Source organism: Terricaulis silvestris (genome assembly GCF_009792355.1).
Classification (GTDB): domain Bacteria; phylum Pseudomonadota; class Alphaproteobacteria; order Caulobacterales; family Aquidulcibacteraceae; genus Vitreimonas; species Vitreimonas silvestris.
In genome coordinates this window covers 1,398,080-1,412,841 of sequence record NZ_CP047045.1, presented here as the reverse complement: position 1 = coordinate 1,412,841, position 14,762 = coordinate 1,398,080, and the positions used below count along the sequence as shown (strand labels likewise).

Below are 14,762 nucleotides of genomic sequence, written 5' to 3'. Positions count from 1 at the left end.
ATGGCTTAGCCCGGCTTTCCCCTGCGTCGCGGCTTGCTCTAAGGTCGTGATTCAACGGAGGAACGTGACCAGCTATGAGCGAGAGCGTCACATACGGCCAATACCTGCGCCTGAACGAGATTTTGGCGGCGCAACGCCCGCAAACCGACCAGCACGACGAACTGCTGTTCGTGATCCTGCACCAGACCATGGAGCTCTGGATGAAGCAGGCGATCCACGAATTGGGCGCGGCGCAGAGCGAAGTGCGCAGCAGCAATCTCGAACCCGCATATAAACACTTGGCGCGCGTCTCGCGCATCCAAGCCGTGATGACGCATACCTGGGACATCCTGGCAACGATGACGCCGGCGGATTATCTAAACTTCCGCGCGTTGTTGGGAACGAGCTCCGGCTTTCAATCGGCGCAGTTTCGCGTGCTGGAATACAAGCTTGGCATCAAGGACGATGCGTTCCTGAAGTTTCACGATGAAGGCGGCGCTGATCGCAAGATGCTTGAGGACGCGTTGAATGCGCCGAGCCTTTATGATGATGCGCTGGTGCAGCTGTCGAAGAGCTTCGAGATTCCGGCGAGCGTGCTCAACCGGCCGAAGCATACGCCTTACGAGCCGAGTGAGGCGGTGGAGGCTGCGTGGTTGGAAGTGTATCGCGACACGGCAAAGCACTGGTCGCTCTATCAGTTGGCGGAAAAGCTGATCGATCTCGACGATGCGTTTCTCACTTGGCGGCACAAGCACGTGCTGACGGTGGAGCGCATCATCGGTCGCAAGCGCGGCTCGGGCGGTACCGAGGGCGTAGGCTACCTGCAGCAAACGCTGACGCGACGCGCCTTCCCTGAGATCTGGTCGCTCCGGACCAAGCTGTGAAAAGTTACAAGCACCTGTTCAAACGCGCGCTCGACGCCGCACCGGGCCGCATCCATTTCGCCGCGCACTCGCACCATCTTTGGCCCGATGCTTCGTTCGACGGGCACATGGAAGCGTGGACCGACGCGGCGGTACTGGCCGACAAGAAATGGGACAAGGTGTTCGGCGAAGTGATGCCGCGCGCGCAGGAGAACATTGCGCGCGAACTTAACCTGCCCGACCCGCGTACAATTGGCTTTGCGCCGAACACGCATGAACTCTTGGTGCGGCTCTTTTCAGCCAAAGGCGGACGCGCGCCGTTGGATGTGCTGACAACCGACGGCGAATTCCATTCTTTCCGCCGTCAAAGCGCGCGCTGGGAGGAAGATGGCCGCATCAAGCGGCGCGTCGTAGCGTGCGAACCGTTTGCGACGTTCACGGAGCGCTATCTGGCGGCGCTGCGCGAGAAGACGCCGGACGTGGCGTTCCTTTCTGCGGTGATGTTTCGCAGCGGCTTGCGGTTTGATGGCGTGTCGGAGTTGGCTGATCGCGCGACGCCGGACGGCATGTGGGCGATGGTGGATCTCTACCACTCGTTCATGGCGCTGCCGTCGGATTTCGGCGCGGTGGCGGATCGCGTGTTCCTGCTCGGCGGCGGCTACAAGTACGCGATGGCCGGCGAAGGCGCGGCGTTCATCCACGCGCCGCCGGGGTTTGGTTTGCGCCCTCAGAACACGGGTTGGTTTGCGGACTTTGGCGCGATCGAAGCTAAGCAAGGCGAAGTGGGCTACGCGCCGGATGGTGGACGATTTCTCGGCGCAACGTATGATCCGACGGGGCTTTATCGCTTCAACGCAGTGCGCGCGATGCTGGCGCGCGAAGGCTTGACGACGGATGCGATCGCGGCGCGGTGCGCCACGTTGCGTCAAGCCATGATCGAGGCGATCCGCGCCGGCGATGCGGGCGTGCTCGCCGAAGCCGAGCTGCTCGAACCCAACGCCCACGGCCCCAACGCCCGCTTCATCGCGCTCCGTCACCCCAAGGCGACTGAGTGGAAGGCCACGCTCATGGCTGCTGATCTCATCACCGATGCGCGCGATGACGTGCTGCGGGTTGGGTTTGGGTTGTATCAGGACGAGGACGATGTCGCGGCGTTCTGCGCGGGGGCGAAGCGCGCGCTGTCAGCTTTTGGGTAGGTGGCGACGAAAATCCCGGCGTCCATGCAAAATGCGGATGACGTCAGGGATGCCGCTCTCAAGGCGATAAAACACCACATGCGATCCCACATTGTGTCGGCGATAGCCGTGGCGAATTTCGTCACATGGCCGACCGAGCGATGGCTCTTGCGCGACGGCTTCCAGCGCCGAGATGATCTCGCGGTAGTAGCTATCGGCCTGATTCAGGTCCCATCGCCGAGACGTGAAGCGCCAGATGTCGATAAGATCCGCTTGCGCGCGTTCGCGGATCGTATAGCGCGCCATTAGCGCGAAGCGCGACCGACGTGCAATTTCGACAGCAGCGCCTCGGCGTCAAACCCTTCGACTATTGTGCTTTGCTCGCCCTCTAGGAGCGCCGCGCGAAGCTGTGCCAGCTTTGCTTCCTGTTCCTCCAAGAGGCGCAGACCGGCCTGCACCACCTCGCTCACAGAGCCATAAGCGCCCTCGGCCACACGCTCCTCGGCGAACGAGGCCTGGTGTTCGGGCAACTCGATGGTGGTTTGCTTCGTCATGCTGACAACATAGCACTTCTGCTGGCGCCCACCTAGTGACTCACCAAGCCCCCAACTCCACCAATTGCCGCCGCAGATGCTCTGGCAAATCCGCGCCGCCTTGTGCGGCGCTTAGATCCGCCGGCGCGTCCTTGGGATCGAGATAGCGCCAGCCTTGGAACGCGCGGCGCGGTTGCGGGACGGTGCGTTGCAGGTAGGCGTCGAGATAGAGGCCGCAGCGTTGGCCGTGATTGTCGATCACGTCATCGATGGCGACGATGGTTTGACGAACGCTGACGACGCCCTTGATCACCCAATAAAGCGAGCCGCCCGCGAGCACGTCCTCTAGACGCTTCGGCCACATGCGCGTGCCGCACACGGGGTGCTTCTTCTGGTTCGGATGAATGCTTTTGGCTTTGGCCTTCTGCGCACGCTTCAGCTGGCCGATTTGCCACTCGGCCAGATCTTCGACGCTTTCCGCGCCGACGCAGAGCTTTACGATGTGGATGGTCATTCCGAGCCGGTTACAACGTAGTCGGGAGTCGCGCCATCCTCGTGACCGCACCATTGGCAGCGCAGGCGCCCGCCGAACGCCATGTCGGCAATGGCCCTCATGCGATGCGATCCCAGCAGCGTCTTTGCCCTATGATCGCGCTCCGGCGCTCCGTTCATCCAGCTTGCGTTTCGCTTGAGCCAGTTCCGATCAAACGCGCTCAGGCCTGGCGCCCAACGCGCCCAGTTGGGCCGTCCTTCTTCAAACAGCCGCCGCCGACATCGGTCGCAACGCCGCCACAACCAAAGCAGTCCTTGCGACCCCCACATGACAGCGCCGAACCAGACAATCGGCGTGAAGAGCCGGTTCACCTGGTCCGCAATGTCACCGTTGCTACGAATGAACACCGCATACAGCAACACCGAGACAGCGGCGATCAGCGCGAACCAAGAGAGCGACGCGATGACACAAAGCGCGCGGGTTATGCCGTATCGCAACCCCTGTTCTCGCTCGACAATCGGCGGCTCAATTCCCATCGGGATCGTCGCTCACGGCGCGCGTCTCGCGCATCAGCGCGGCGACTTCGCCTTCCAGTGCATCGCCGCTCGCCGCCAAGCCGCGCTCGACACCGTTGAAATCCGGCTCGCTCTTGTTCTGCGAAAGCTTCCGCTTCGCTTCGACGCGATCCACATGCAGCGTTACGCCGACGATGCCGCGTAGCAGCGCGTCGATATAAGCGCGTGGCGCTTCGCCGATCGACCAGGGCTCGGCGCGGTCGTGTTCGTGGAATGCCGAGAGATCGCGGACAACGGCTTCGAGCCGCATTGCATCTTCGAACCACTCGACGCGGCCGCTCAGGTGCACGGCTTCGTAGTTCCACGTCGGCACTGTCTTGCCGTTCTCGCGCTTTGACGGATACCAGCTCGGCGTCACGTACGCTTCGGCGCCGCTGAGCACGAGCAATCCGCGCCCGTCGCCAAGCTTCCATTGCGGATTGGGGCGCGCGATGTGGCCGGTGGCGATCTTGCGCTCGGCGTCCCACAGGATCGGCATGTGCGTGCCGGTTGGCGTGCCGTCCGCATCCACCGTGATCAGAACACCGGCCCAGCGCCGCGCGAGACGGGCGATTAGCGCGTCAGCTTCATCCGTCGCAAAATGGTGCGGGACGTACATCTATTCTGCCGGAACAGCTGCCGCTTGCTGCCGCGCCGCCCATTCCGCCTTGATTGATGCGCTGGTTTTGCGCGAACCGTCCGCGCTCCAGCCCGGCGGGCCGAACATGTAGCCCAGGACTTCGCGCGGCGACTTCGCGCCGGCCACGTCGCGGAAGATGCCGGCCCATTCATGGAAAGCGACGCGGAACGGATTGAAGGTGCCGAGCTGGCTGACGATGCCGTAGCGCGGCTGCTCGGCATCTTCCGGCACGAAGGTGCCGAGCAGGCGGTCCCAGATGATCAGCACGCCGGCGTAATTCGCATCGAGATACTTTGCGTTGATGGCGTGATGGACGCGGTGATGCGACGGCGTGTTCATCACCCATTCGAGCGGGCCCATCCGGCCGATGGTCTCGGTGTGAATCCAGAATTGATAGACCAGGCTGAAGCCCTGGAACATCAGCACCATGCCGGGCGGAAAACCGATCAGCACCAGCGGCAGCCAGAAAATGAAGCTGAGGCCGAGCACGCCAGTCCAGGTTTGGCGCAGCGCCGTGGTCAGATTGTAGTGCTGCGACGAGTGATGGACGATGTGGCTGGCCCAGAAGAAGCGGCGCTCGTGCGCGATGCGGTGGAAGGCGTAGTACGCCAAGTCTTCCGCGAAGAAGCACGCGACCAGCACCGGCCAAGTCCAGCCGAGATCGAACAGGCGGAACTGGTAGAACCAGAACAGGCTCAACACCGCGGCGAAGCCAAACAGGATGCCGACGATCTGGTTGCCGAAGCCCATCATCAGGCTGGTGGCGCTATCCTTCACGTCGTAGCGGCCGTGGCGGGTCATGCGCACGACGGCCATCTCGATCAGGATCAGCAACACGAAGCCGGGCACGGCGAACGTGATGATGAGTTCTTTGTCGAAGCTTTCGAGCGCGGCGAGGATGCCGCTTGGCGCTTCCGGAGCTGTCACCGCCCCTCTCCTGATACGAGGTCCGCCAGCCATGCCGGCGGCGTTTGCACGCGCATATGTAGCGGCGGATAGCCTACATCCGCAAACCGGACGCTGAGTTTCTCGCCGTTGATCCGCGCATGTACGGCAGACGCTGGGGCAATGCGGGCGCTGACGTCGCCGCCCATGGCGCGGGCGACCATGATTTTGCCGCCGCTGAGTCGGGCGAGCGCGGATTTGGCGTCCGGCGCGATGACGGAGGCTTCGATGCTGGCGCCTTCGTTGGCCGCGAGTCGCGCCAGCGTCGCGTCGTCCAGGAGCGCCTTCGGCCGAAACCCCAGCGCCGCCGCGACACTCACCATCAATATGATGACGGCCGCCGAGCCGGCGAGGATGGGCAGCTTCGAGATCATCCGGCTAGTCCGAGGATGACGATGGCGATGAGGAAGATGCAAAGCGCGATGGTCGCAAAGATCATCATGAAGAAGGTGCGCCAGATTGCCGAGAACCAGCCCAACGCGTAGGCGCCCTTCAAGTGAAAGAAGGTGTGCACGGGCACGCCGAACAACACCAGCATCGGCACAAGCCACATCAACGCATCGACGCGCGCCACGCTGACCATCAGCACAAACAGCAGCGACACGAACGAAAGTTCGTAGAGCGAGAAGACAACGTGGTCGTAGAGCGTCACGCCGCGTTTCCATAAAAACAGCAGCGCCAAGAACGGCAACGAGATCGGCACCAGCAGGAAGGAAAACTTCGCGGCGGCTTCCTGGATTTTGTACGCGGCCAGGTCTGGATTGCGCAGCTGGTCGCGGATCCGCTGGTTGAACGAATCCCAGCCCTGGATCACGACGAAATCGTCGGCCTCAGCCATTTCTCGCACGGCGTCCTGCCAATTGAGCGGGCCACCATCGCTATCGACGGAATCGACCTCGACTTGCACCGACCCAGGCAGGGGCGGCGGCGTTGCGGCGTCTTCGGCCGGCGCGGCTGGCGCTGGAGGTGCAACGGCGCTTGCCGCCGGCTCTGGCGCGCCCACAGCGACAGGCGCGACAACTTGATCCTCCCCTTGCGCCGCGGCCGCTTCACGCGCCTGCGCGCGGCGCAAAGACTGCGCCTCGCGCGCGACTTCCGCTTGCGCCAAACCGATTGCCTGGCGCGCCAGGCTCTCTTCCAGACCGGCGGGTTGATCCGGATCGGGGTTCGCGAGCACCTCCTGCAATTCGCGCTCGGCGGTCGCCAAGTCTTCGCGCGCTTCGGCCAGTTCCGCCTGCGCTTCAGCAACAGTGCCGGATTCGGTCACGTTCATCGGCGGGCCGCCGGCGAAGGCGAACACCGCGAACATGAAGAAGACTGTCAGCAGGAAAAACGCCAGCGGCGAGAGATAGCGCGCGCGTTTGCCGTAGACGTAATTCCGGGTGAGCGTGCCGGGGCGGAAGATCGCCATCGGCAGCGTGCGCCAGACTTTGGTGTCGAAGTGGAAAATGCCGTGGAGAAATTCCTCGAGCACATGGATGAGGCTGCGGTGCGCGTGGGCGGCTTGTCCGCAGGCGCTGCAATAGGCGCCGGTGAGCTGCGCGCCGCAATTTAGGCAAGCGCCTTCGCCTGGGCTTTGCCCTTCGCGGCCCTCAATCGCGCCCGCGACCAGACCAGCCGTCGCCATGGCGCCGGCAGCTTCCAATTCCCCACTCATGAGTCAGCTATCCCGCGCGGCGGGTTCCCGATCAAGCCCGGGCGTCGCGCCGGGAGGAGCCGCCGGTGCGTTCGCTCTCGTCGCGCGAGAGATAGCCATAGTCGGAGCGCGCCACGGCCATCGGCGTTTTTCGGGGTGCTGTGGCCGGCGGGCATTTGGTGGCGTCGGCCGTGAGCGCGGCCATGCCCGCTTCTTCGATGGCGAGCGCAGCCAGGCCTTCGGCTTCCTCGATGGTGCGGGCCCAGACGAAGACAGCTGTGATCGCGGAATCGTAACGGCGCGGCCATTGCCGGGCGCGGCGGTCGAGCTTGGCTTCTACGACAACACGCCAGAATGGCATGTGCGCCTTGGCCAACTTGGATTGGTAGAGAAAGGCCCAAAACCCGCTCAAGCCGCGCTTCAACTTCACGAGTTCCACTCCGGCTTGCGCTTCTCGAGAAACGCGGCGAGGCCCTCTTTGCCTTCCGCGGACGCGCGCCGAACGGCGATGCGACGGGCGGTCTCCTTCGACAAAGCGTCGTCGATCTTATGCCCTGTCACGAAACGCACCAGCGCTTTTGCATCAGCAACGGCGCCAGGCGCGGCAGCCAGCGCTAAATCGGACACATGTTCCATCATGCCCTTCAAGGCCGCTTCGTCCTCTACCGTGTATTGGACGAGGCCGATCTTCTCCGCCCATTCGGCATCGAAACTTTCCGCACTTGCGAACAGCGCTTTTGCCCAACGCGGACCGACCGCTTCGACCACGTAAGGCGCGATCGTTGCGGGGGTGAGGCCGAGGCACACTTCCGAGAAGCGGATCTTGGTGTCCTTCACCGCGATGGCGATGTCGCAGGCCGCGAGCAAGCCAGCGCCGCCGCCCATGGCCGCACCGTGCGCGACGGCGACGGTGAGTTGCGGTAATTCGTGGAGATGGCGAAGCATGCGCGCAAGCGCGAGCGCATCGGCCTCGTTGTCGGCAACGGTGCGTTCACCGCCGCGGCGCATCCAGTCGATGTCGGCGCCGGCGCAGAGTGTTGGCCCGGCGCCGCGGATGAAGACGACGCGGACGTGATCGGCGCCCTTCAGGGTTTCGAACTGCTCCGAGAGGTTGGCGATCATCAGCTCATCGAACGCGTTGCGTTTCTCGGGCTGATTGAGCGTCAATATTGCGACGCCTTCCGGCGAAACATCGAGCAGAACAGGATCAGGTGCGAGGGTCATGACGCGGCTCCCAGGGCGCGGACGAGGGCTTCTGGACGCTCGGCCTCGGGCGTCTCGAACAAATTTGTCATTTGCACGCCGGCAAAGAAGTATTCGAAATCTTCCGGCGGCTCGGCTTGCTCAATGAACACTGGCACCAGTTTTTTGCGATAGCGGTCGGCCAGATAAATCTCGCGCTTGACGTGGTCGCTCTCGAACGCGGCCTTCGAGCACATCACTAAAACGCCCTTGGCGGCTTTGATGGCGCGCACGATTTCGCCGGCCCAGCCTTCACCGCCGGCAATGTTCTGCTGATCGAGCCAGAATGTGCGCCCCTGCTCCTTTGCGCCCTCGATCACCGGCAGCACGCTCGTGGCGTTGGCGCGGGCGTAGGAGACGAACACAGCGTCCGTCGTCGGCGGCGCCACCGGCGCTTCGTAGTCCTCATAAATCTCGGGATGTTCCTTGGCGTACTCATCCATCTTGCGCCGCGCTGCGCCGCGCGAGAGCACGTAGCCAATCGGCGCGAGAACCATCAACACGATCGCCGCGCCGAAGATCGGCACAGTAATCCCGGACGGCAGACCCCACGCGACGCCGAGGGCATCGATGCCCGCAAGCAAATCGGCGAACGTGCCCGGCGTCGGGCCGATGCGGTTCACTAGCCAGATCGCGCCGCTCGCAATCAACGCGCCGAGGCCGGGCAACATCAGTATCAGGCACACCAGCAACGCGACGCGTGACGAACCGGCAGCCTTCTTGCGCACCACTTCGGCGTCACTCCGCCCTTCAGCGGTTTCGCGTGCGGCGTCGATCTTCTTCAAATGATCGCGCCAGGGCGGCGCGGGTCCACCGCTCGGTGGCGGGGTGCGTGAGGCGGGCGGCGCTTTCAGGCGATCGCGGATCGTGTTCGCGACTTCCTGCCACTTGAACTCGCGCTGCGCTTCGAAGCTGGCGTCGATAAATGGGAGATCACGCAAGCCGACCGGCGCGATGCCATGATCCAGCTTTACCGCGACGAGTCGGCCTTCAGCCCAGGCATCCAGCGCGCGCTGCTCAAGCCGAAGCCGCGTCGGTGCGAACACCAATTTCTGTGAAATCAGCAGTACAACCACGTCGTTGGGTTGCACGGGGCGCATCGCGGTCTGGCCGTCGTCGAGCTCGGCGAACTGGCCGCGGCGTTCTATGAATTTTTCGAGGGCTTCGGCGGCGTCCTGGTCGGCGGGGGCGTGCGCGATGAAAACAGTCATGGGCGGCCCTCTTAGCACGCCTCCGGGGCCTGAAAACCGCCGCGCCGCCGCACCTCCTCTCATTGCGCCTTAATAAACGCGCCCTATCCTCGGTTACGGGACATCCATGAAACCGAGCCTCGCCGAGTTCAAATTCCTAAACGCCGCGCCGAACGACGTCCTGCTGGCTATGGACGCGATGACGGAGTGGTTCTCGGTCCCGGCCGGCTGGTCGCTAATGAATGCGGGCGAGCCGCCGGAAGGCGTTTACTTCCTGGTTTCGGGTTCGCTGGCCGCCTTCAAGCCCGTCGACCGGGGCGGCCATCAATTGTTGGGCTACATCCGGCCTGGCGAGCCGGTCGGCGAAATGGCGATGATCGCGCGCGAGCCGCACTCGTCGTCTGTGTTTGCGATGCGCGACAGCGAAGTGCTGCGGCTGCCGCCGAATGCGTTCGACTTTCTCGTGCACGCCCATCCGGCGATGATGGAACACATGGCGCGGCTGATGTTGACGCGCGCCCGCGCCAACACCAAGGTCAGCCCGCGCGCCGATCCGAAGGTCTATGCCTTCATCTCCACCTCGCCGACGATCGACATCATGCTGCGCGCGCGCACGCTGCAAGCGGCGCTGAAGCGGTTGGGCGCGCGTGCGGCGATCATTACCGAAGAGGACGAGCGCTCTATCAGCGCCGACGGCGCGAGCAGCGCATGGTTCGATGCGCTCGAAGCGAAGAACGACGCCGTGTTCCTGATCTCGCCGATCGCCGACACGCGGTGGTTTCGCACCTGCATCCGCCAGGCGGATCGCATCTGGTATTTCGCGCGCGCCGATGCGCGGCCATCGACGCCGCTGCTGCCGCCGGAGGATCCCTCACCCGCGCGGCAATTCCGCTTGGTCGACGTCATTCTCTTGCATCACGGCATGGATCGTAAGGCCGCGACCACCGACGAGTGGCGCGTTGCGGCCGAAGCCGCGCGGCTGTTTCACTGGCGCGGACTGGAAGACGAAGACGCGGCGCGGCTGGCGCGCATCATCGCGCGCAAATCGGTTGGGCTTGTGCTCTCCGGTGGCGGCGCGCGCGCCTACGCACATATCGGCGTCATCCGCGCGCTGCGCGAAGCGGGACTTCCGTTCGATATTCTTGGCGGCACGTCGATGGGCGGCGTGATTGCCGCGTGCGCCGCGATGGGGTGGGACGACAACGAGATCGAGTACCGCATCCGCAAAGCGTTCGTCGAAACCAATCCGCTCGGCGATTACGTCATTCCCGTCGTCGGCATGGTGCGCGGGCGCCGCGTCGATGACCGCCTGCAAGAGCATTTCGGCGAGACGCTGATCGAGGATTTGACCACGCCGTTCTTCGCGGTATCCACCAATCTCATCGCCGGCGCCATTCGCGTGCATCGGGCTGGATCGCTGCGCAAAGCACTGCGCGCGTCAATATCGCTGCCTGGCATTCTTCCGCCCGTGGTGGTGGGCGATCACGAATTGCTGGTCGATGGCGCGGTGTTGCTGAATTTTCCGGTCGATGTGCTTCGCGACATGCATCGCGGCCCGATCATCGGAGTCGATGTAGCGCGGCGCGATGGCATCGACATTGAAGACTTCCGCAATCCGCCCGGCTTCTTCAGTTGGGTCGCCGCGCACGGGTTCCAAGGCGCACCACCGATCGCGTCGTTGCTGATGCGCGCAGCGACTTTGGCCGTTGATCCGTGGGAAGGCCGCTCCGGCGCCGATCTGCTGATCGCGCCTGAGATGGCCGACGTCGATATGCGCGATTGGAAGCGCTTCGATGAGTGCGTGACGGCGGGATACGAAGCCGCCGTCGCTGCGCTGCAACGTCCGCACGGCCTGTTCAATGCGCCTTCGACCGACGCCATCGGCGATCTGGCCGCGAGCGGCGCACTCGAAATCGCCGAATAGAGGCTGGCGTCCGCGTTTCGCGCCGCTATGGTCGCGCCACTTTCGGAGGGCGCGATGCGGCATTTCGCATTTGCGTTCGCTTTGCTTGCGCTCGGCGCGTGCGGCGAACGTCAGACAAGTTCCAACGTCGCGGGATGCGAGCGCGTCGCCATGCATGAGGTGACGTGGAGCAACGCCGACGCGCCGGACACGATCACGACACGCTCCGAAGGCCCAAGCTGCGCGCAAGCGGCGGTGATGTTCGTGGCGCGCAATGCTGACGGCGATCCGCTGTGGGCGTTTGCATCGACCTATTTTGACATGACGGCCGGCGGGATCCCGCCTGAAGGCGCGCCCGCGGTGACCGAAGCGCAAATGGATGAGTTCCTCGCGGGCTGGGCCAATGTCTCGGCTACGACGTCGAACACGCTGCCGGAATGGCTCGAAGGCGTGGCGACGTTGACTGAAAGCGCGACGACGTTTGCGTACGACACGCCATTCGACCGCGAGACCTACGAGATGCTGCGGGCGCGTAATCTGCCGATGTTCTGCTACGCGGCGGCGGTGGAAGCGACACAGTGCCTCGTCATCGATCCGGCCTCGAACGCGCCGGCGATGATCGTGGCTTACGGACCATGAGGGTTCTGATCGCGGCATTGTTCGTCGCATTGGCGGCGTGCTCGCCGCAGGCGCCGGCCGGGTGCAATCTCGAAGCGACGCACGCGTTTTCGTTCGGCAGCTCGGACGCTGTGGATACGATCACGGCGCAGGCGATCGGGTCCTCGTGCGACAAGGCGATCGGGCTTTATGTCGTGCGCGACGCCGAGGGCTTCGCGATCTGGTCGTGGAGCGCACCGCTGCGGCATGCGTTTGGCGACGTGTTTGCGCCCGAAGACACGGAACACACGCAACAATTCCTGGATCGCTGGGTGCTGCCGGTGCTGGAAACGACGCAGGCCGCGCCGGCTTGGGACGATTTGGTCCCTGGCCAGACCATGCTCGATCAACTCACATATGAGGACGTCCGCGCCCGCGATCTGCCGATGTTATGCCATTTTTCCGGAACAGCACGGCAGACGTGCGTGTTCTGGGAGCCAGCGGCAGGCGGCGCAGGGCATTTTATTGACCGTGCTGTCGAGGAGACGAATTTATGAAGCGTACGACTCTGGCTCTCTCGCTGCTCGTTCTCGCGGCGGCGTGTTCTCCGCCCGCGGCCAATGAAGCAAAGGTCGAAGACGTCGCATCGACGACGCCGAGCGGCGCGGAATCCGCGGGCTGCTTTGCGGAATCGTCACGCGATTGGTCTGCTGTCGGCAGCCAGTATTATGTCGTCGAAGGCGAAGCGCGCGGCGCGACATGCCGCGAAGCGACGGCGACGATCCGCATTTCGTCGCAACAAGGCGCGGTCCTGTTCACGCAATCCTATCCCACCGCGCAAGTGCCGCTCGCGTTCAATCCGAACGGCGATCAGACCGGGCTGCGCAACGAACTCGAAGAGTGGATCTCCAACACCGCCGATCCGGCGACCGCTGACACGCTGCCGGCATGGCCCGCTGGCGCTGCGAAGCCGCCGGGCTTCCAGCCGGCGAGCGGCGTGACGCGCAACACCTACGAAGGCGCGCGCGGCGCACAGGGTCCGTTGTTCTGCTATCCCGACGGCGGCGAGAGCAACGCGTGCGTCGCGATGGCCGGCGATCGGGCGACGCTGCTCGGCTCGCTGACGCCGGAGCGGCCGTAACTCGCGGCGCCACATTTTCGCCTCGCGTGCCCTACTCGTCGCAACAATACGCCAGACGCAGCACGCGTTAGCCATGGCGCTTTTCATCGGCGGCGACGCACCCTATCTTCGCAAGCATGAAGCCGGTGAACGTCGCCGGCCAGTCAGAAAAGGAGGTGATCCATGTCTCATTGTCACTCAGGGGCAACACGAACGGCGCGGATCACCTCGAATACGGGTTTGATCCTCGCTTAAGCTGTCGCCCATAGGGGACTGACAATGGAGGGGCCGCGGCGAAAGCTGCGGCCCCTCGGTTGTTTCTAGCGCCGCTTTTTGGCGGCTTTCTTTTTGGCAGCCTTCTTCGGCGCGGCCTTTTTCTTCTTGGCATTCTTGGCGCGGGTGGCGGCGGCTTTCTTGGCGGCGCGTTTGCGCTTGGCTTTCTTGGCCGGGATCGGGCTATCGGGGGTGTAGTCGGGTTTGCCTTTGCGCTTGGTCGAGGCGAATTCGTCGAGCTGCTTTTCACTCATGGAATCGTACATCTGGCGCGAGGCGCCGATGAGTTCGGAGCGTTTGGTTTCGCCGCGCTTGGCGGAGAGTGCTGCGCCGGCGGCTTTCTGTTGGGCTTTCGATTTGGCGGGCATGATCAATCCTCCGGATTGAACAATGCGGGTCCGGTCGACGCGTTCCGAAAAAGAAAAGGGGCGGGATTGCTCCCGCCCCTTAAGGTTCACCAGCAAAGGGAAATGATCAGGCGTTGGCGTGTTGGGCGTCGTCGTCTTGCGCGTCGCGGCGGAAGCCGAACACCGACATCAGCACCGCGGCGATGCCGGGCGCGCCGACAGCGGCGGAGGCGGCAAATTCAATCATCTGGCCGTTGGCGTTGAGCGCGAGCGAACCAGAGGCGGCGAGCAGCAGGACGCCGAACGCCAGGAGCGCGATGAGACCGAGGTTTTGCATCGGACCGGAGAAGTCGATGCGCGGCAGCCAATGGCGGTCGGCGCGCTGGCGCATCTTACGCAGGCGGCGATCGATTTGCGCGGGCGCGGTGTTGGCGGCGATGACGTTCTTCGGCTTGAACAGTTGGAAGCCCGGCTTCGGCTCGTTCGCCATGGTTTCGGCGTGACTGCGGCGCGCAGCTTCGCGGGCTTCCTGCAATGTGCGAGCAACCGGCTTGGCGTGGGCGGTGACGATCTCGCCCTCCTCTTCCATCACATCGTCCGGTACGACTTGGGTCAGCAGCAGCGTTTCGGTGGCTGGTTCAGACTTCAGGATCTCGGTGATGACGGCCGCCGAGTCAGACTTGGGCTGGGCGACCGGGATCGAGCCGACGGCGGGCGCCGCAGCGTATTTGATCGGCGCGCCGAGGATGGAGGCGGCGTGATCGAGTTGGGGACGCATGAACACTGATGGCGATGCTTCGAGTGGCATGTCTTGCAGGAACATCGCCTTCTCGGCGGCGCGGCGGCGCACCAGGGCATCGACGATTTCGAGTTCGCCGGCGACGTCGGACTTGCGCCAGGCGTCCATGGCGCAGGCGGCGGCCACGTAATCGCCAGCGTTAACGCGGCGCAGCACTTGGCTTTGCTCGAACGCTTCGGCGCCGATCGAGAACGCGAACGACGCGAGCGCGTCGAACTGAGATTGGTTGAGCGGCTGGTTGACGCGCGCGTTTACCAGTTTTTCGATTGGCGCGACGTCGATCGCGAGCAGATCGGCGGCTTCGTCTTGGTTAAGCGGCGCGCTCGGCTCGCCGACGCGCACGTGGTTGTAGCCGACCACCCAATTTCCGTCCGGCATTTGGGCAGGCTCGGCGCGGAAGCCCTCGTGGGCTTGGATCAGCGCGAGACCGTGAGCTGAAATGGCGTTCGTCATGGGCGTGCCTTCGTTAATCA

Annotated in this window: 18 protein-coding genes; 6 read left to right on the top strand and 12 right to left on the bottom strand. The window is 63.9% G+C overall.

Going from position 1 to position 14,762, the window contains the following annotated elements; all coding sequences use genetic code 11:
- The first annotated feature begins 74 nt into the window (after positions 1–74).
- Complete coding sequence (locus DSM104635_RS07065) at positions 75–863, top strand: tryptophan 2,3-dioxygenase (RefSeq protein WP_158765532.1); 789 nt, start codon at positions 75–77, stop codon at positions 861–863.
- Positions 860–2,038, top strand: a complete 1,179-nt coding sequence (locus DSM104635_RS07060; RefSeq protein ID WP_228445925.1) for a class V aminotransferase — start codon at positions 860–862, stop codon at positions 2,036–2,038. Before DSM104635_RS07065 ends, DSM104635_RS07060 begins: the two co-directional genes overlap by 4 nt.
- Here DSM104635_RS07060 and DSM104635_RS07055 read toward each other — a convergent pair.
- From DSM104635_RS07055 to DSM104635_RS07005, 10 genes are all read right to left on the bottom strand, one after another.
- Complete coding sequence (locus DSM104635_RS07055) at positions 2,024–2,323, bottom strand: type II toxin-antitoxin system RelE/ParE family toxin (protein ID WP_158765531.1); 300 nt, start codon at positions 2,321–2,323, stop codon at positions 2,024–2,026. The genes DSM104635_RS07060 and DSM104635_RS07055 overlap by 15 nt on opposite strands.
- Complete coding sequence (locus tag DSM104635_RS07050; RefSeq protein WP_158765530.1) at positions 2,323–2,571, bottom strand: type II toxin-antitoxin system ParD family antitoxin; 249 nt, start codon at positions 2,569–2,571, stop codon at positions 2,323–2,325. Before DSM104635_RS07050 ends, DSM104635_RS07055 begins: the two co-directional genes overlap by 1 nt.
- Before the next feature lie 40 nt (positions 2,572–2,611).
- Positions 2,612–3,064 carry a DUF1489 family protein gene (locus DSM104635_RS07045; protein WP_158765529.1) on the bottom strand — a complete coding sequence of 151 codons (453 nt, stop codon included), beginning with the start codon at positions 3,062–3,064 and terminating at the stop codon, positions 2,612–2,614.
- 504 nt (positions 3,065–3,568) lie between these two features.
- Positions 3,569–4,216, bottom strand: coding sequence for an FMN-binding negative transcriptional regulator (locus DSM104635_RS07035; RefSeq protein ID WP_158765527.1), 648 nt, complete (start codon positions 4,214–4,216; stop codon positions 3,569–3,571).
- Positions 4,217–5,164 carry a sterol desaturase family protein gene (locus DSM104635_RS07030; protein WP_228445923.1) on the bottom strand — a complete coding sequence of 316 codons (948 nt, stop codon included), beginning with the start codon at positions 5,162–5,164 and terminating at the stop codon, positions 4,217–4,219.
- Positions 5,161–5,556, bottom strand: coding sequence for a hypothetical protein (locus DSM104635_RS07025; RefSeq protein WP_158765525.1), 396 nt, complete (start codon positions 5,554–5,556; stop codon positions 5,161–5,163). The genes DSM104635_RS07030 and DSM104635_RS07025 overlap by 4 nt, the downstream gene beginning before the upstream one ends.
- Positions 5,553–6,839, bottom strand: a complete 1,287-nt coding sequence (locus DSM104635_RS07020) for a DUF3667 domain-containing protein (RefSeq protein WP_158765524.1) — start codon at positions 6,837–6,839, stop codon at positions 5,553–5,555. The genes DSM104635_RS07025 and DSM104635_RS07020 overlap by 4 nt, the downstream gene beginning before the upstream one ends.
- Before the next feature lie 31 nt (positions 6,840–6,870).
- Positions 6,871–7,230, bottom strand: a complete 360-nt coding sequence (locus DSM104635_RS07015; protein ID WP_158765523.1) for a hypothetical protein — start codon at positions 7,228–7,230, stop codon at positions 6,871–6,873.
- 14 nt (positions 7,231–7,244) lie between these two features.
- Positions 7,245–8,042 carry an enoyl-CoA hydratase-related protein gene (locus tag DSM104635_RS07010; protein WP_158765522.1) on the bottom strand — a complete coding sequence of 266 codons (798 nt, stop codon included), beginning with the start codon at positions 8,040–8,042 and terminating at the stop codon, positions 7,245–7,247.
- Entirely contained in the window at positions 8,039–9,271 is a 1,233-nt protein-coding gene (locus DSM104635_RS07005) for a toll/interleukin-1 receptor domain-containing protein (protein ID WP_158765521.1), read from the bottom strand. The genes DSM104635_RS07010 and DSM104635_RS07005 overlap by 4 nt, the downstream gene beginning before the upstream one ends.
- 106 nt (positions 9,272–9,377) lie before the next feature.
- Between DSM104635_RS07005 and DSM104635_RS07000 the strand changes: the two genes are divergently transcribed.
- Genes DSM104635_RS07000 through DSM104635_RS06985 form a run of 4 tightly spaced genes read left to right on the top strand, consistent with a single transcriptional unit; the run spans position 9,378 to position 12,891 of the window.
- Complete coding sequence (locus DSM104635_RS07000) at positions 9,378–11,174, top strand: patatin-like phospholipase family protein (protein ID WP_158765520.1); 1,797 nt, start codon at positions 9,378–9,380, stop codon at positions 11,172–11,174.
- Between the two features lie 54 nt (positions 11,175–11,228).
- Complete coding sequence (locus DSM104635_RS06995; RefSeq protein ID WP_158765519.1) at positions 11,229–11,792, top strand: hypothetical protein; 564 nt, start codon at positions 11,229–11,231, stop codon at positions 11,790–11,792.
- Positions 11,789–12,307: a hypothetical protein gene (locus DSM104635_RS06990; RefSeq protein ID WP_158765518.1), complete on the top strand. Its 519-nt coding sequence runs from the start codon at positions 11,789–11,791 to the stop codon at positions 12,305–12,307. The genes DSM104635_RS06995 and DSM104635_RS06990 overlap by 4 nt, the downstream gene beginning before the upstream one ends.
- On the top strand, positions 12,304–12,891 hold the full coding sequence (locus DSM104635_RS06985; RefSeq protein ID WP_158765517.1) for a hypothetical protein: 588 nt from the start codon (positions 12,304–12,306) through the stop codon (positions 12,889–12,891). Before DSM104635_RS06990 ends, DSM104635_RS06985 begins: the two co-directional genes overlap by 4 nt.
- A 299-nt stretch (positions 12,892–13,190) precedes the next feature.
- Here DSM104635_RS06985 and DSM104635_RS20075 read toward each other — a convergent pair whose 3' ends face one another.
- Both DSM104635_RS20075 and DSM104635_RS06975 read right to left on the bottom strand, forming a co-directional pair.
- Positions 13,191–13,511, bottom strand: a complete 321-nt coding sequence (locus tag DSM104635_RS20075) for a DUF3008 family protein (RefSeq protein ID WP_158765516.1) — start codon at positions 13,509–13,511, stop codon at positions 13,191–13,193.
- A 106-nt stretch (positions 13,512–13,617) separates the two neighbouring features.
- Positions 13,618–14,742: a lysozyme gene (locus tag DSM104635_RS06975; RefSeq protein WP_158765515.1), complete on the bottom strand. Its 1,125-nt coding sequence runs from the start codon at positions 14,740–14,742 to the stop codon at positions 13,618–13,620.
- Positions 14,743–14,762: the final 20 nt, after the last annotated feature.

Excerpts from the sequence above, each read along its gene's own strand:
- DSM104635_RS07065 (WP_158765532.1), top strand. The coding sequence starts at position 75 with ATGAGCGAGAGCGTCACATACGGCCAATACCTGCGCCTGAACGAGATT.
- DSM104635_RS07055 (WP_158765531.1), bottom strand. The coding sequence starts at position 2,323 with ATGGCGCGCTATACGATCCGCGAACGCGCGCAAGCGGATCTTATCGAC.
- DSM104635_RS07050 (WP_158765530.1), bottom strand. The coding sequence starts at position 2,571 with ATGACGAAGCAAACCACCATCGAGTTGCCCGAACACCAGGCCTCGTTC.
- DSM104635_RS07045 (WP_158765529.1), bottom strand. The coding sequence starts at position 3,064 with ATGACCATCCACATCGTAAAGCTCTGCGTCGGCGCGGAAAGCGTCGAA.
- DSM104635_RS07035 (WP_158765527.1), bottom strand. The coding sequence starts at position 4,216 with ATGTACGTCCCGCACCATTTTGCGACGGATGAAGCTGACGCGCTAATC.
- DSM104635_RS07025 (WP_158765525.1), bottom strand. The coding sequence starts at position 5,556 with ATGATCTCGAAGCTGCCCATCCTCGCCGGCTCGGCGGCCGTCATCATA.
- DSM104635_RS07020 (WP_158765524.1), bottom strand. The coding sequence starts at position 6,839 with ATGAGTGGGGAATTGGAAGCTGCCGGCGCCATGGCGACGGCTGGTCTG.
- DSM104635_RS07010 (WP_158765522.1), bottom strand. The coding sequence starts at position 8,042 with ATGACCCTCGCACCTGATCCTGTTCTGCTCGATGTTTCGCCGGAAGGC.
- DSM104635_RS07005 (WP_158765521.1), bottom strand. The coding sequence starts at position 9,271 with ATGACTGTTTTCATCGCGCACGCCCCCGCCGACCAGGACGCCGCCGAA.
- DSM104635_RS07000 (WP_158765520.1), top strand. The coding sequence starts at position 9,378 with ATGAAACCGAGCCTCGCCGAGTTCAAATTCCTAAACGCCGCGCCGAAC.
- DSM104635_RS06995 (WP_158765519.1), top strand. The coding sequence starts at position 11,229 with ATGCGGCATTTCGCATTTGCGTTCGCTTTGCTTGCGCTCGGCGCGTGC.
- DSM104635_RS06990 (WP_158765518.1), top strand. The coding sequence starts at position 11,789 with ATGAGGGTTCTGATCGCGGCATTGTTCGTCGCATTGGCGGCGTGCTCG.
- DSM104635_RS06985 (WP_158765517.1), top strand. The coding sequence starts at position 12,304 with ATGAAGCGTACGACTCTGGCTCTCTCGCTGCTCGTTCTCGCGGCGGCG.
- DSM104635_RS20075 (WP_158765516.1), bottom strand. The coding sequence starts at position 13,511 with ATGCCCGCCAAATCGAAAGCCCAACAGAAAGCCGCCGGCGCAGCACTC.
- DSM104635_RS06975 (WP_158765515.1), bottom strand. The coding sequence starts at position 14,742 with ATGACGAACGCCATTTCAGCTCACGGTCTCGCGCTGATCCAAGCCCAC.